The sequence below is a fragment of the Azospirillum baldaniorum genome (assembly GCF_003119195.2).
GTDB classification, from domain to species: Bacteria; Pseudomonadota; Alphaproteobacteria; order Azospirillales; family Azospirillaceae; genus Azospirillum; species Azospirillum baldaniorum.
In genome coordinates this window covers 217,501-232,103 of record NZ_CP022260.1, presented here as the reverse complement: position 1 = coordinate 232,103, position 14,603 = coordinate 217,501, and the positions used below count along the sequence as shown (strand labels likewise).

Here is a 14,603-nt window from a genome sequence, read left to right as displayed (position 1 = left end):
AAAATATCCGACCGGATCTCCTCCGAGGATATTTTCAAAATGCAGCGGTATTTTCGCTTTCTTAGCTGCATCTATCAGAAGAGACTTGAGGGTTTTACCGATCCCGAGAGATTATTGCTGACCTATCGTTCGACGGTGTTCATCATGCCGCGCGATGAAATCGTCAACCAGCTCAACTTGATCTTCCACGATTATGAGAAGACCAAGGAGTTGGTCGACTATCTGACCTTGGGCGAAAACCGCACCTTCGTGGATCTGCAATACACACCCATCATCGTTATAGGCGATCATGTCGTCATTGCACCGCACCTCGTGGCCGCTTCGAATCTAGTCCGTAACATCGTCACCGCCAACAAGCTGCGGACCGATCTGGTCGCGGGAACCATCGACCCGATGCAGAAAGCGGTGGCCGACGCTCTCGCGGAGGCGGGGTTCAAGGTCGAAGTTGAGGCCAAAATCAGAATCAGCGGCAAAGAGGTGGAGACCGATATCGTCGCTTGGCGGGATGACACCTTGTTCCTGTTCGAATGCAAGAACGCCTACCTCCCCTGTAACGCTCACGAAATGCGGAACAGTTTCGAGCATATTGAGAAGGCGGACCACCAACTGACGCTCCGCAATACGACATTCCAGGCGATCGCCAACCAGAAAGCCCTGTTCAAAAAGCTTGGCTGGAACGTGCAACCCACCACCGCGATCCATACCGGCATCGTCATCGCCAACCGTGTTTTCCACGGCGCCAAGATGAGCGGCCATCCAGTGCGGCACGCCCATGAGTTCATCAATGTTGTTCTCCGCGGCTACATCGGCATCGGAGACGAGCAGATCAGCTTCTGGAAGGGACCGACGTTCCAGACAGCTGACTTGGTGTCATATCTGAATGGTCAGACGGTAATCGTGGATCAAATGTCCTCCCTAGAACCCGTCACCCAAAAATACCTATTTGGCCCGCGCTCCCTCGAAATCCTAACTTATGTGCTGCGTCCGGAAAAACTGGACGAGAAGATCAGGGCAAGTCGGACCGACGTAGGTGGCGACGCTCTAATCTGATGCGAATGATCAAGTGGATCAGGCCGGATTTTATGGGGAGCCGCGCTCGATATCCTCGCGAAATGGGTCTCTCTCGACCGCGAAACATGTCGCCTCCCGTGTGGAAGCGTGGATTGAAACCTCGTGCAGTTCTCGCTGCTGGCGCGACAGGGGCGAAGGTGCACATCTACGATGTCCTCCCTGCGCCTACCGACGATCAGCCGGCTCTGGCCGGGCTTCGCCGACCGGGTCGACCATGGGAGATGGGAAGCGGCGCGCTTCCTGACCGCGTTGTGTGAGCATGAACTGGCAGAGCGCAGCGAACGCCGCAAGGTCGTCAAGGAACCGGTCAAGGGCATCCTGGCGTTCAGTGATGACGCCCATGTCCTGCGTCCCAGGGGCGCGGTTCACCCGCGCTTGGGCCGAGCAGAAGATCGTGCGGGAGATCATGGTCTTCCTGCAGAGCCACGGTGTCGGCACGTCGCGCGCCGTGCGCATCTTCAAGACCTACGGCGCCGACGCCATCCCGCTGGTGACCGAGAATCCCTACCGGCTGGCCCGCGACATCCGCGGCATCAGCTTCCGCACCGCCGACGCCATCGCCGAGCGCCTGGGCATCCCCAAGGACTCGATGATTCGGGCGCGGGCGGCGTCTCCTATGCCCTGCTGGAGGCGGTGTCCAACGGCCACTGCGGCCTGTCCGAGGACGAGCTGCTGACGCTGGCCGGAGATCTGCTGGACATCCCGCAGCCGACGCTGGCCGAGGCCGTGCGGCTGGAGATCGCGGAGGGCAGCGTGGTCGCCGACACGGTGAAGGAGCGGCGCTGCATCTTCCTGATGCACCTGTGGCACGCCGAGCGCGAGATCGCCGACCGGCTGACAGCCCTGGCCGACGGCGAACCCTCCTTGGGGGGCGATAGACGCCGGCAAGGCCATCCCCTGGGCGGAGGGGAAGCTCGGCATCGTCCTGGCGGCCAGCCAAAAGGAGGCGGTGACCAGGGCGCTGGCCTCCAAGGTTCTGGTGGGGACCGGCGGCCCCGGCGTCGGTAAGACCACGCTTATCCGCTCGATCATGACGATCCTCACCGCCAAGGGCGTGCGCGTGGCGCTGTGCGCCCCGACCGGACCGGCGGCCAAGCGGCTATCGGAGACCACCGGCCTGGAGGCCAGGACCGTCCACCGGCTGCTCGAGACCGACCCGGCCAACGGCGGTTTCCGGCGCGGCGCCGAGGCCCCGCTGGAGCGCGACCTGCTGGTGGTGGACGAGACCTCAATGGTCGACGTGCCGCTGATAGCGGCGCTGCTGCGCGCCCTACCCCGGTAAGCGATTCCGGATATGGACAGTCCATAAAAACTGTTTTTTAGGGATTTGGATCTGGTTGCGGGGCGCGCAACCAACGATTCTTGCGGTTGATCGAAACCGAGATCCCCAGGCTCGCAGCATGGTCTGCCACGGGAAGACTGCATGCGCCTCGCCTTCCTTTCCAGATCAGTCCATAAAAGTCGGGGCCTTTGGCAAACCCGGCGTGGTTCACTGTCGAGTGATCAGCACACAATTGAGCGAATGTTTCCAGACGCCATTGGAACGACATCCGGACAATGCAGCTACGCGCCACAAACGCGCCTTAGGAAAGTTGAGCAAATGGCCATTGCATACATAGTTGCTGGCAGCTATCGTGACCGTGGCCGTCTCGCCTGACCTGCCGCCGGGTTAAAGAGGACTGCATGTGCTTCCCCCTCGTCATGACCTTCCCCAAGGTCGATGCGTAATCGGCGGACATCGACCGAATGAAGGAATGATCGGATGGCGGCTCTTGCTCTTACCCAGCTGAATCTTGAGTTCGTGAAGCAGTCCCTACGGCAGCGCTGTGAAGGGGTGAGGTCTTCCCACCTGTCGGAGGCGCTTGCCGCAGGATGCGGGTACCATACCCACATGGCCCTGGTTGCCGCGATACGGGAATGCGATCCGCGCTGGCCAGAGGTCGCACGGGTCGATGACAGCCGGTTCCTCGCCCGACTCGCAGGGCTTGGGTATATGGTCGATGGCGGCGTCCTGCCGGCCATCGTCCGATCGCCGAAGCTTCCCAAGGGGTTGTGGCGCATATTCCGCGACGGCGATATCCCCGCCATGGATTTGTGGTTTCGCGAATGCCAGCGGCGAGACATTCCATATGTCTACGTCACACCCCGCCGAAAATACGCGCGGATCGATTGGGATTGCATCTCGACCGACACTCGTCACGACGATGTCGTTGCAACAGAAGCCAGTAATGCGCTGCTGGACGGGATGTACAAGACCTTCCAGCGCTTGGCCGCTCCCAATAAGGCGATGTTTGAGGGATCGGCATTCGTCGGACAGATCGATCATCTGACGATCGACGCGGCGCTGTCGTTGGCCGATGAAATGTTCATCGCCCTTAAAGGTGCGATGCGGTTCTCGCCAGCGAAGCGGTCCTAGGGGTAACGGCACAGATATGAGCGGCGGACGTCGGGCCGAAACCGGAGCCTGCACGACGCCCCGCTCACGGCGGAGGCGGGTACCGGGACATGGAATACGAATGAGATCAAGGCGGGATAGTCAGGCATTGATTTTCCTTCATGAGGGGAAGTGTTTTTTTGATCGGGTGGTCGCCCCAGCGCTTGCAGAGCTGAAACCAATGCCACGAGAAGAAGTCGGTGGCCCCCATAAGTTCATTACTCAGATCGCCACGGACAATTCACACAATGCGCTCTGCTATGAAGCTCGCCTATCATTTGCGCTCATCATGGGAGCGACGTTTGAGCGCCAACTACGCTTCTGGCTTGCAGCCACAGCAAAACAACAAAGGTATGTTATTGAGAAGTCCAATTTTGAGAAATTGACTATTCTACTGCGTGAAATCAAATCTCTTGACCTGAATGCGCTCCCTGAAGGGGCAGACCTGCAAGAGCTTTGGAACGTGGTGAATGTTGCCCGTCATGGCGATGGGAATTCGGCGATTAAGCTTTCCGAGACCAGACCTGAGTTCTGGAGCCATGTCGATTGCGGTCTTAAAGACCGGTATTTTGGATCCGGGCTGCGAGTGCATACCATGCGTATCTCAGACGATGACCTTGCACGCTATTTTCGCGCAACGGCAGCGTTCTGGCAGGTGGCGATGGTCGCGAAACGGAAATAGCTTGTGAAACAGCGCGCAGCTGGCACCCCACAGTTTCCATTATTATCAACGCGTTTCTGTGCCGATCGGCGTCAGGACCCCACACCGATTCACAAACGTCGTTCCGCCGCATCGACGCCAACCATTTCTTGGCGACCATCTTTCGAAGCGGTAAGCGCATGTCCGCCTGCCGGATCTGGCTGGGCGGCATCGGCGGAAGGTTCGGCGGCGACATCCTCTTCGCCCACAACGACACCGGTAGCGACAACTCCTGGAACGAAAGCGTCTCGGTGGACGCAAGCAGCCAGAGCCTCCACTTCAGACCGATGGGACGGGCTTCGTACGTGGGAGCCAACCACGATGCAAAGCTCACCGCCAAAGGTGCCGCGGAGTTGTTCTGGGGAATGCTGATCCAATCTCTGCAAGGGTGATTTCCACCTCCCGACAGCAGGTGCGGCCACCATGCCGCATTCCCATCACCGGCACACCTCTGCGTCGGCCGCGGGCGAGCACATCATTCCACCAATGACAAGGTGCCTTCCTTCTCGTCGACAACGTCTTCCAATTCAAAGGGCAGCTCATCGCCTTCACCGGGAGGTTCACGCAGGTCGAACGGCCAAGACACGACGGGGAGTGCTGCGGCCGCGACGGCGAACACCCCGGTGTTGACCCAGGCAGCGTGAGAGCCGACGAGATACATCGCCTTTTTCGCTCGCGTGGCGGCGACATTCAGGATGTTCGGCGTCCCGCCTGCCCAGTTCCGCGATCCGCGGCTGGTCTCCGCCGAGGCTCCCAGGACCAGCAGCACGGCCTCCGCCTCCTTGCCCTGGAAGGTGTGGACCGTCCCGATGTGCGCTCTTCCCCAATCCTCCTTCGGCTTCTTTCCCTCGATGCCCAGCTCGTCGAGGACGCCGCTCTTGAGCACGAAGCTCCTGAGCTTGTCCGCCACAGCCCGGAAGGGGGAGATGATGTACAGGCTGGGCTTCCATATGCCCCGGACGCCCAGCTTCCGCAGGAGATCGACGACCGCCTCGCCTTCCGCCTTGCTCCATTTCTCGGCGTTGGACCGGACGTCGATCCAGGCGCTGCCGGCAAGCCACGGCGACAGGGCGTCGGCGACGGGGGACGCCGGATCCCCCGCCGCATGCACCATCAATCCGCCATAGGCGATCTCGTTCGAGATCGAGAACATCGGGTCCTGGCAGCGGCGGTGCACGAGAAGCGGAAAACCGATCTCCCGGACGTCGGCGCCCGCGCCCATGCGGGCCATCAGCGGACTGACGGCGTCGGCGAGGGTCTGCGCCGACGCCCGCGGCGGCGCCCATAGGTCGGGGTGCGCCCCGTAGCTGGCGCAGATTGCCCGGACGAGACCCGTGGGAACCTTCGACACCGGTTCGATCTGCAGCGGATCGCCGATGATGAGCGCGCGTTGCGACCGCCACACGGCGCCAACCGCCGCCTGCGGTGTCGCCTGACCGGCTTCGTCGACGATGAGCCAGCCAATCGCTCCCTCACCCACCCCGTCCATCAGCCGGTCGAACGAGGCGAAGGTCGTCGACACGAGCGGGACCATCAGGAAGAAGCTGTCCCACAGATCGCCAAGATGGGCATCGGCGCCGGACGGCGTGCGCTTGCCCTTGAGGTGATCCATCATCAGCCCGAGGTTCGACTTCATCGGCCCGGCGGCGGCGTCGATGAACGCGCGGTGCAGCCGCATCGCGGCGGCGAACATCTCATCCCGCGCCGCGGTGAAATCGGGGTCCGCCCAGGCGCTAGCGGTGTGAATGGCTTTGTGGGAACCACTCCAGAACGACGGCCCGAGTTGGGTGCCCGCGCAGACCTCCGGACACCGGGCCTCCAGGTCACGCAACTGCGCCCATCGTTCCCGGCTGGCCGTCAGTACGGCCTCGGCCGTTCTTGCTCGTGCGTCCGCCGTCTCCATCCGGGTCCCAGCGGCAGACAGTTCGGTTCGGGCCGCCTCCTGGTCGGCCAGCATGCGCCGCAGGAGGTCCATCGCCTCCTCCTGCCGTTGCCGCCAGCGGGCATCCAGGCCCAGCCAGCGAAAAACAGGAACCGGCTGAAGGGCGGTGTTGCCGTCGAGCAGACGGCGCGCATCGGCGACGGCGGCGTCGAGCTGCGCCAGCGCCAGTTCCGCAGCGCGGCGGGTTTCCCGTGCCTTGTCCGCATCCTCGGCCGCGGCACGGTGCGCCGCATGGGCATCGTCCATGGCCTGCTGGACCGAGGCCGCCGTCCACAGCGCCGTGCGGATCTGCTCGCGCAACGCCTGCATACCGGCGGCCGACGCCCGCTTCTCCCGGTAGTCAAGGCAAGCCTGGCGCCAGCGCTCCATGGCCGCCGCCTTGTTCCGCGGCGGCGCTTCGACCTCGACGATCGTCGGGGGCGGATCGCCCGCACGGTCGCGCTTCACCCGCCCGGTCACCGCGGCGAGATACTTTTCCAACCCCCAATCCGGATGCCACCAGGCGTCCTCGACGAATTCCGTGCGGTTGGCCATGTTGCCGAGCACCGCGGCGATGAGCCCCCAGCAGCTTCCCGCCTTGCCGTGAACGGCATCGGCGGTGCCAGGAAAATGGCGCACGGCGACATCCGGAGCCACCGTTCCGGCGAGAGGCAATTCGGCGCTGACGTTCCGCACGGCGGCGTTGTTCGAGGAGGCGACCACGATGCCACGCCCCCGCAACCGGGCGTCCAGCCTGTAGAGCGTTTGCCGGCGGCCACCTTCGGCGACCAGGTCCGCAGGCGAAAAGGCGGATGCCGGGTCTTCGAACCCGAGCAGCGCGTCGGCCCGGTCGAGGATCACGGCGGCGGCGACGTCGCGCAGCAGCGTCGTCTTGCCCGTGCCGGGCGGCCCGTTGATGGAGAGCATCCCGCCATCCGCCAGATCGCGCATGGCGGCGTTCACCGCCGCCTGCTGCAACGTCACCAGCTTGGCGGGCTTGGGAGCCGGCCAGCGGGCCAAGGGCAGCCGGCGCGGCGCCAGCAGATCCTCCAGCAGCGCCTTGTCGGCCAGCACGTCGCGGCGGTGCGGCGGCGGCCGGTTCCCGAGATAGGTTTTCAGCATCGGCCCGCCTCCACCGGCCTGCACGACGGTGCGGATGCGGTGCAGGTCGCGGAGTAAGAAGCTGTTGATGATGTCGACCGGCTCCTTCTCGCCGTCCCCGATGACACGGATGGCGACCCGCGGCCGCTCGAGCACCTCCTTCGGCAGGTTCAGGCACCGCTCCAGCGCGGTCATACCGAGGACGAACCCGCGCCTGGTCGTCGGAATCTGGCAGCCGTCCTCGGCGCGTTCGATCAGCGCGTCACCGATCTCCCGGCACAGGTCGTCCTGGACGTCCAGATAGCGGTGCAAGCCGGATATCCGGCCGGCCAGAACCTCTCCGCAGGCCCAGCCGAAACTGGACAGCAGCACCTTGGACGACGGGAAGCCCCGTTCGTCGAAGGAAGCCAACGCCAGCACGGCGACCCCCGACGCCTGCTCCCGCTCCGGACCATCCGGCTCGACGTTCCTGACCAGCAACTCGACCGCCGGCTTCACCTTGGCAAAGGCCACCGGCAGATACCAGCGGATGGTCTCCTCGTCGGAGAGCTTCAACCCCACCCGGTCACCCACCGGGCTGTCCCAGGGCATCTGGCCGGAGCTGACGTCGAACGGCAGCAGCAGGCGGGGCGGCGTCTTGCGGGGCTCCCCACGCTTCCGGCGCGGCGGCTCGTCGCTGATCAGGTCGTCCTGCTCCGGGAATGTCTGTGGCTGCAACGCCTCCAGCGCCAGCCAGGCATTCAGCAGAGCAACCGGATCGGGCGTGGACGGCATGGAACGGAACCCAAGGTGACCCTATGACTGTCGGTGAACGGGATACGGCGCGGACGCTTGCCGATGCAGGACATCACCGCGTGTTCGGGATGTTCACCGTGTCCAGCAGACTGCACCATGGCCTCCGGGAATACAACTCCAGTCGCCTCCAGCGCCACGCCAACTCGCGTAAGCCGATCTGTTGTGGCCGGTCAGGCGAGCGTGAAGGTCTCATGCACGGCGGACTGCACCGCGCCACCGAGCACCGCGCCGTCGCCGGCCACGAAGATCCAGTCGCCGATGGCGGTGGCCGCCACTGCATGGCGCGGGGTCGGCATCGGCGCGTGGTGCTGCCAGGTGTCGGTCACCGGGTCGTAGCTCTCCATCTGCCCGAACACCTTGGCCTGACGCGGCACGCCGCCGGCCAGGATGCCGCCCTCGCCCCCCATGGCGAACAGCCGGTCACAGTAGACGACAAGACCATGCCCCGAGCGCACCATAATTTCCACTCATCGGCGACGTGGAATGGACGGACGAGCAACCTAAAATCTCTGGTGGGTGCCACACCGGCCCTTGGTGCATAATCGGACCAAACCTTAAGCCCCCATGGCATTCCGGAGCCCAGATTGGCCTCCATCAATATATTCATTGGTGCGCCCATAGAGCACGCATCCGAACGAGCTACCCTGGCACGCGCCGTTGAGTTCCTTTCAGCACAAGACATCCCGGCGGTTGTCCTGGCCAATGTGAATCTCGGCGGTCGGCAGATTGATCTCGTGATCGGTCTCAACCAAGGCGTCTTGGTCGTCGAATCGAAGGCACTCTCGTCGGCCGTGCGCGGGAGCGAGAACGGCGACTGGCAGGTCCGTCTCACGTCTGGCCGGTGGAAAGATATTCCCAACGCCTATGTCCAGGCCCTGGATGAAAAGCTGGCGCTTCGGGATGCAATGGTGGCGTTTGCCGGAATAGATACTCCATATCCCGATTCCGCTCTGATATTTGTCCCGGCTATTCCGGCTGCCTCAGAAATCCCGACGGGCGACTTCAAGGTTTCTGTGGGCGGTCTTGATGATTTACCGGATCGAATTGCTTCCGTGAAACGCCGCGGCTGGTCCATAGACCGGTGGCGTACCTTTGCGACTCATCATCGCTTTATTGCTGTCCCTTCAATCGATGCAGCCTTGAGCCCTAAGTTGCTTGATGCCGAGCGGCTGCTCACGGCTTACGCCGAGGCGTTTGCGCGCACTTATGGACCGCCCGCTTCGGCGATGATCCAGCTGTCGTGCGTATGTGATGGCGAAACGCTTTCCTCGGATACTGTGCGGGAACAAGCGGCGCGGAACGGCAATGCCTTGCTGACGGGAGAGTCAGGCTGCGGAAAGAGTCTTCTATCCTATACAATCGCCCTCGCTGCATTAGGCCACGGGGACGTGCCGATCGTCATCCCGGCAAAGGACTTCGAGGGAAACTTGCGCGATGTGGTCAATCGCCAGGTGGCGCTGCTCAACGCGCGATCGGCGGCGGCGGTAATATCCGCTATGCGGCTGTTGGGTCGGGCTCTCGTACTCGTGATAGATGGGTACAACGAGTGTACGCCATCAGAGCGGCAGCGCCTCACACGAAGCATCGCAGCGGCGGTATGGCGTTATGACGCGACCGCAGTGATATCGAGCAGGATAGCGCTTGAACGCAATGACCTTTTGCCCGCGCGCACCTACGCCGTGCAGGTGCCGGACATGAGAACGAAGCGGGCAATTGCTCAGCAGGCCGCCGGTCGCGCGTCCGTCGATGCGTTCTCGGAACTGCTCGGCAGTGTGGGGAGCGGCCTCGAAGCCCGTATGATCGGGCAGCTCGGGCAGCACCTGCCGGCCGGAATGAGTAAGTACGGCCTTTTCGATGCATATGTGCGCGAGCGGCTCGGTACAGCCGCCTCTGACGGCATCCGAGTCTTATCGCGGATCGCCAGGATGATGACGGAGCGCATAAGTTTCAGCCTGTCGGTTCGGGAGCTTGACCGGTTGTTGGATCGCGAGGGCGTATCGGGCGTCCTGCTAAAAGCGCTTCAGAGCGCGAACATCCTGGACACGCGCGTTGACCGGGTGAGCTTCAGTCACGAGATGTTCCTAAACATATTTGCCGCCGAAGCCATCATCCGGCGTGCGGGCGACGATCCCGATGCAGTGGTCGCCGCGTTGCGCCTGCCGCAGCATCTCGAGATTAAGCCATTCGTCCTGGGAGCGATCGACGACGATAGCTTTCGGCGCAGGGTGCTCTCCAATCTTTCGGATGCACGGGTCATTCGAGCCTGCCTTGCCGGTCAGTGCGGACCTGACGCGCAGCTCTGGGCGAATATGCGCTGCGACGATGTGCTGGCCCGGATCGATCAAGAGGTTGAAACGGTCCGGTTTGAGCTCTCGGAGGAGTTCCATTGGGGCGTCCAGGCAAAACCGGAGACCCTGCAGAACTGGACGGCACAGGATCGGGCAGTGCTTGCGGCGATCCCACACGAACTTGTGGCGGGACGGCGCCTTGATGACGTGTTGAGCCTGATCGGCAAAATGGATGAACGGCTCGACGAAGAACATAACAGATTGCTTGGTGAAGCGAGAGAAAAGAAGGTAGCCCTGCGCAGCGGCCTCTATGCAGTGAGTTACACATGGTGCGGAGAACCTCAGATCGCTCTCAGCCAGATCAGCAGCCCTCTTCATAGCGGTCACCTCTATAATGGGCCGAAGGTAGCGGCGCGCGCGAACCTGCTTGGGCGCTTGCGTTCTGAAACCCTGAGCCCGGGCCAAGTCGGTTTACTGGTCGAGTTGAACAAGTATTCCGACCGCGATGTTCACTCGCTCGGAACCGTATTGCCAAACATCCTCAACCGCCTCTGGCAAAGAGCGGCACATCATTTGCGGCTAGGACTGATGCATGCGGCGGGCATGAGCGCCCACGCGCTCAACGAAGACGAGCGTCGCGCGTTGATCGCGGTCATCGAAGACTTGATGCCCACCAATGGCGGGTTCGATTCAACGGGTATGATTGATGCGCTGAAGTTGCTCGGCGCGCTGGATGACGATCAGGCTGAACATATCGCCAACGTCAAGGCTCAGATCAGCTCGGCATTGGCGGAACCAAACAATCCCGTAATGTGGCATGTTGCAGATGGACTGTGGAACGCACAATTCGACCATCCTTATGATGGTGCGTATTGCGAGGCATGGAACGATTTGTCGAGCGACGACCGGAAGTCGTTACTCCTCATGGCCGCGCAGGGTGCTGAAGGCAACTCAATGTTCACACCTCCCCTGATCGCGGAGGTGGCATCGTATGCTGACCCTGCAGTCGGTCCCATCTTGGCGCGCTGGACAGCCCTGCCCCCAAAGAAGGAAGTCATGTCAGGTGATGCCATTCATGGCTTCGAAATAGCATATGCGGCACTGGCGCGCTTGCGCTGTCCGTTGCCGGATCATTCTGCTGAAGCCACATCCTCCGCTGATCATGCGCTCTTGGCCTGTGGTGCGATTTTCTATTGGCTGAACCGAGAAGATCTTTCCCGAGAGGAGCGGAGGCATAACTGTGCAGGTTCGCTTGCAGTGCTATTGCTGCATGAAACTGGGGTAGCAGCGGCGGTGGTTGGGGAATTCTTCCGCCCCGACCTCATGTTCTCCGAAAGCGCGAAATTCCTTCCGGGATCGGGGCCGATCGTCACATCATTCGGCCAGGACTTTCCGGACGAGATTGCTGCCATCTACCGTGCAGCGCTCGAACGTCCCACACGTCAAACGGGGTATTTCGAGTTCTTCCGCGTCGATGACGTAATCGAGAAGGCGCTGGCGAACCTGGGCCGCTTCGGCAACGCGAGCGATATCCCGCTCCTTCGAGCCTGGTCGACCCATCCCGATCACGGGCATTCAGCGGTACACGCCATCAAGGCGATTGAAGAGGCGCCGCGCCAAGCGTAAGTCCCCATGTCCGTCTTGGAATGCCCGAAAGGAGGCGGCTCACCGTTCTTGCTGAAGACCGGTGGTACTGGTCGGGTAGAAGCGGGCGCTGGCGCTCGCGGTGCGGACCTCCAACGAGGGCCGGCGCCAGTCGAAGCTGCGTGACTGGCTGGCGAGTCGCTGAAACAGACCCGCCGCTCTCCCCTCTCCGAAGCGGATTTCCCCGTCCACGCTGCGGCACTCTACGCCAGAGCCCTACGCCAAAGCGCGCGGGAATTTCCGCCCAAATGATTCCGATTTGATTCCGGAGGCGTTCAGAAAGGAGCTACCTGAGAAAGTAGAAAGCCCCTGAAAGCTGAATGCTTTCAGGGGCTTGGATTTGGTTGCGGGGGCAGGATTTGAACCTGCGACCTTCAGGTTATGAGCCTGACGAGCTACCGGGCTGCTCCACCCCGCGGGTGTTGGGCTGCTGGGAACCGGCAGTGCGACGACGATTGTCAAGTGTGCTGGAAGCCTTCTGCGTCCACGTCCTTGGATAGCGTGGCGTGTGCCGTGGTGACCTGGCGGCGACCTACTCTCCCACGTCTTAAGACGCAGTACCATCGGCGCTGAGGCGTTTCACGGCCGAGTTCGGAATGGGATCGGGTGTTGGGAGCCCCGCCATGACCACCAGGTCACCAAGGCACACGCGAACCATCCGGACAGGGACGGCAGAGGTTTCGTTGAGCGAGGACGTTTGCTCTTGTTCTTTGCGGTGTTGGCTCGTGCGCCCAGGGCTTGCCGCTGCGCGCGGGCCGCCTGCTGGGAAGGATCAAGCCGATCGAGCGATTAGTAAGGCTCAGCTTCAGGCGTTGCCGCCCGTCCACATGCCTCCTATCGACGTGATGGTCTGTCACGGCTCTCAAGGGAGTTCTGGTTTAGAGGTGGGTTTCCCGCTTAGATGCTTTCAGCGGTTATCCCGTCCATACTTAGCTACCCGGCCATGCCACTGGCGTGACAACCGGTGCACCAGAGGTATGTCCATCCCGGTCCTCTCGTACTAGGGACAGATCCTCGCAAAACTCCGACACCCACGGCAGATAGGGACCGAACTGTCTCACGACGTTCTAAACCCAGCTCACGTACCACTTTAATCGGCGAACAGCCGAACCCTTGGGACCTGCTCCAGCCCCAGGATGTGATGAGCCGACATCGAGGTGCCAAACGACTCCGTCGATATGGACTCTTGGGAGTCATCAGCCTGTTATCCCCGGCGTACCTTTTATCCGTTGAGCGATGGCCCGTCCACATGGAACCACCGGATCACTATGGCCGACTTTCGTCTCTGCTCGACTTGTCTGTCTTGCAGTCAGGCGGGCTTATGCCATTGCACTCGTCGAGCGATTTCCGACCGCTCTGAGCCCACCATCGCGCGCCTCCGTTACACTTTGGGAGGCGACCGCCCCAGTCAAACTACCCGCCATGCAGGGTCCCGGCTCCGGATGAACGGAGCGCGGTTAGATGCCAGAGACCTCAAGGGTGGTATTTCAAGGATGGCTCCACCCGAGCTGGCGCCCGGGCTTCCTAGCCTCCCACCTATCCTACACATGAGATCCCTAGCACCACTGCAAAGCTGTAGTAAAGGTGCACGGGGTCTTTCCGTCTGACCGCGGGTACTCCGCATCTTCACGGAGAGTTCAATTTCGCTGAGTTGGTGTTGGAGACAGCGGGGAAGTCGTTACGCCATTCGTGCAGGTCGGAACTTACCCGACAAGGAATTTCGCTACCTTAGGACCGTTATAGTTACGGCCGCCGTTTACCGGGGCTTCAATTCGGAGCGTGAACCCCTCCTCTTAACCTTCCGGCACCGGGCAGGCGTCAGACCCTATACGTCGCCTTGTACGGCTTCGCAGAGCCCTGTGTTTTTAGTAAACAGTCGCCACCCCCTGGTCTGTGCCCCCCGCCATGGCTTGCGCCACAACGGGGCCCTCTTCTTCCGAAGTTACGAGGGCAATTTGCCGAGTTCCTTCAACACCATTCTCTCAAGCGCCTGGGTATACTCTACCAGTCCACCTGTGTCGGTTTGGGGTACGGTCTGATGCGGGGGCTGTTTCCTGGAACGGGTCCCCAGCCGGGCCAATCCGATAAGGCCCGACACGCTTTCCCATTCGTCACACACCCGCTGGCCCACGAATATTAACGTGGTTCCCATCGACTACGCCTTTCGGCCTCGCCTTAGGGGCCGGCTCACCCTGCGTGGATTAACCTTGCGCAGGAACCCTTGGACTTTCGGCGACAGTGTTTCTCACACTGTTTGTCGCTACTCATGTCAGCATTCTCACTTCCGATACCTCCAGGCACCCTCGCGGGGACCCTTCGCAGGCTTACGGAACGCTCCGCTACCACGTGATCTAAAGATCACATCCGCAGCTTCGGTACACGGCTTGAGCCCCGATACATTTTCGGCGCAGGCCGGCTTAACTAGACCAGTGAGCTATTACGCTTTCTTTAAAGGATGGCTGCTTCTAAGCCAACCTCCTGGTTGTCATGGCCTTCCCACATCCTTTCCCACTTAGCCGTGATTTGGGGACCTTAGCTGGCGGTCTGGGCTGTTTCCCTCTCGACGATGGACCTTAGCACCCACCGTCTGTCTGCCGGGCTGTGCTCCACGGTATTCGGAGTTTGGTTAGGTTTGGTAAGCCGCGAGGC

Annotated in this window: 7 protein-coding genes, 1 tRNA gene, 2 rRNA genes and 2 pseudogenes (1 of these 12 running past the window's edge); 6 read left to right on the top strand and 6 right to left on the bottom strand. The window is 61.7% G+C overall.

Annotation, left to right across the window (positions count from 1 at the left end):
• The first annotated feature begins 39 nt into the window (after positions 1–39).
• A complete protein-coding gene (locus Sp245p_RS27710; protein WP_041813149.1) occupies positions 40–1,050 on the top strand; it encodes a hypothetical protein in 1,011 nt (336 codons plus the stop codon).
• 186 nt (positions 1,051–1,236) lie between these two features.
• Here the strand turns inward: Sp245p_RS27710 and Sp245p_RS35510 are convergent, their stop codons facing one another.
• The gene (locus Sp245p_RS35510) at positions 1,237–1,413 is read right to left on the bottom strand and encodes a hypothetical protein (RefSeq protein WP_186466865.1); all 177 of its coding nucleotides are present in this window, start codon (positions 1,411–1,413) and stop codon (positions 1,237–1,239) included.
• Positions 1,414–1,432: 19 nt separating this feature from the next.
• Here Sp245p_RS35510 and Sp245p_RS27705 point away from each other — a divergent pair.
• The 4 genes and pseudogenes from Sp245p_RS27705 to Sp245p_RS27690 form a co-directional block, all read left to right on the top strand.
• Positions 1,433–2,347: pseudogene (locus Sp245p_RS27705) on the top strand (AAA family ATPase); the annotation flags it as partial.
• Positions 2,348–2,833: 486 nt separating this feature from the next.
• Positions 2,834–3,487 carry a hypothetical protein gene (locus Sp245p_RS27700; RefSeq protein WP_014242124.1) on the top strand — a complete coding sequence of 218 codons (654 nt, stop codon included), beginning with the start codon at positions 2,834–2,836 and terminating at the stop codon, positions 3,485–3,487.
• 127 nt (positions 3,488–3,614) lie between these two features.
• A complete protein-coding gene (locus Sp245p_RS27695; RefSeq protein ID WP_129557245.1) occupies positions 3,615–4,187 on the top strand; it encodes a hypothetical protein in 573 nt (190 codons plus the stop codon).
• 128 nt (positions 4,188–4,315) lie between these two features.
• Positions 4,316–4,597 (top strand): hypothetical protein, encoded by a 282-nt coding sequence (locus Sp245p_RS27690; protein WP_144019290.1) that lies wholly within the window; start codon positions 4,316–4,318, stop codon positions 4,595–4,597.
• An 83-nt stretch (positions 4,598–4,680) separates the two neighbouring features.
• Here the strand turns inward: Sp245p_RS27690 and Sp245p_RS27685 are convergent, their stop codons facing one another.
• Both Sp245p_RS27685 and Sp245p_RS27680 read right to left on the bottom strand, forming a co-directional pair.
• Positions 4,681–8,001, bottom strand: a complete 3,321-nt coding sequence (locus Sp245p_RS27685; RefSeq protein ID WP_014242121.1) for a DEAD/DEAH box helicase — start codon at positions 7,999–8,001, stop codon at positions 4,681–4,683.
• Between the two features lie 191 nt (positions 8,002–8,192).
• A pseudogene (locus Sp245p_RS27680) lies at positions 8,193–8,474 on the bottom strand (hypothetical protein); the annotation flags it as partial.
• A gap of 132 nt (positions 8,475–8,606) precedes the next feature.
• On the opposite strand from Sp245p_RS27680, the gene Sp245p_RS27675 reads away from it, so the two are divergent.
• Positions 8,607–11,936, top strand: coding sequence for a nuclease-related domain-containing protein (locus tag Sp245p_RS27675; protein WP_082188268.1), 3,330 nt, complete (start codon positions 8,607–8,609; stop codon positions 11,934–11,936).
• Positions 11,937–12,295: 359 nt separating this feature from the next.
• On the opposite strand, the gene Sp245p_RS27670 is transcribed toward Sp245p_RS27675, so the two are convergent.
• The 3 genes from Sp245p_RS27670 to Sp245p_RS27660 all read right to left on the bottom strand — a co-directional run.
• A tRNA-Met gene (locus tag Sp245p_RS27670) sits at positions 12,296–12,372 on the bottom strand.
• A 101-nt stretch (positions 12,373–12,473) separates the two neighbouring features.
• Positions 12,474–12,589, bottom strand: a 5S ribosomal RNA gene (gene rrf / locus Sp245p_RS27665).
• A 133-nt stretch (positions 12,590–12,722) separates the two neighbouring features.
• A 23S ribosomal RNA gene (locus tag Sp245p_RS27660) occupies positions 12,723–14,603 on the bottom strand (it continues 867 nt past the right edge of the window).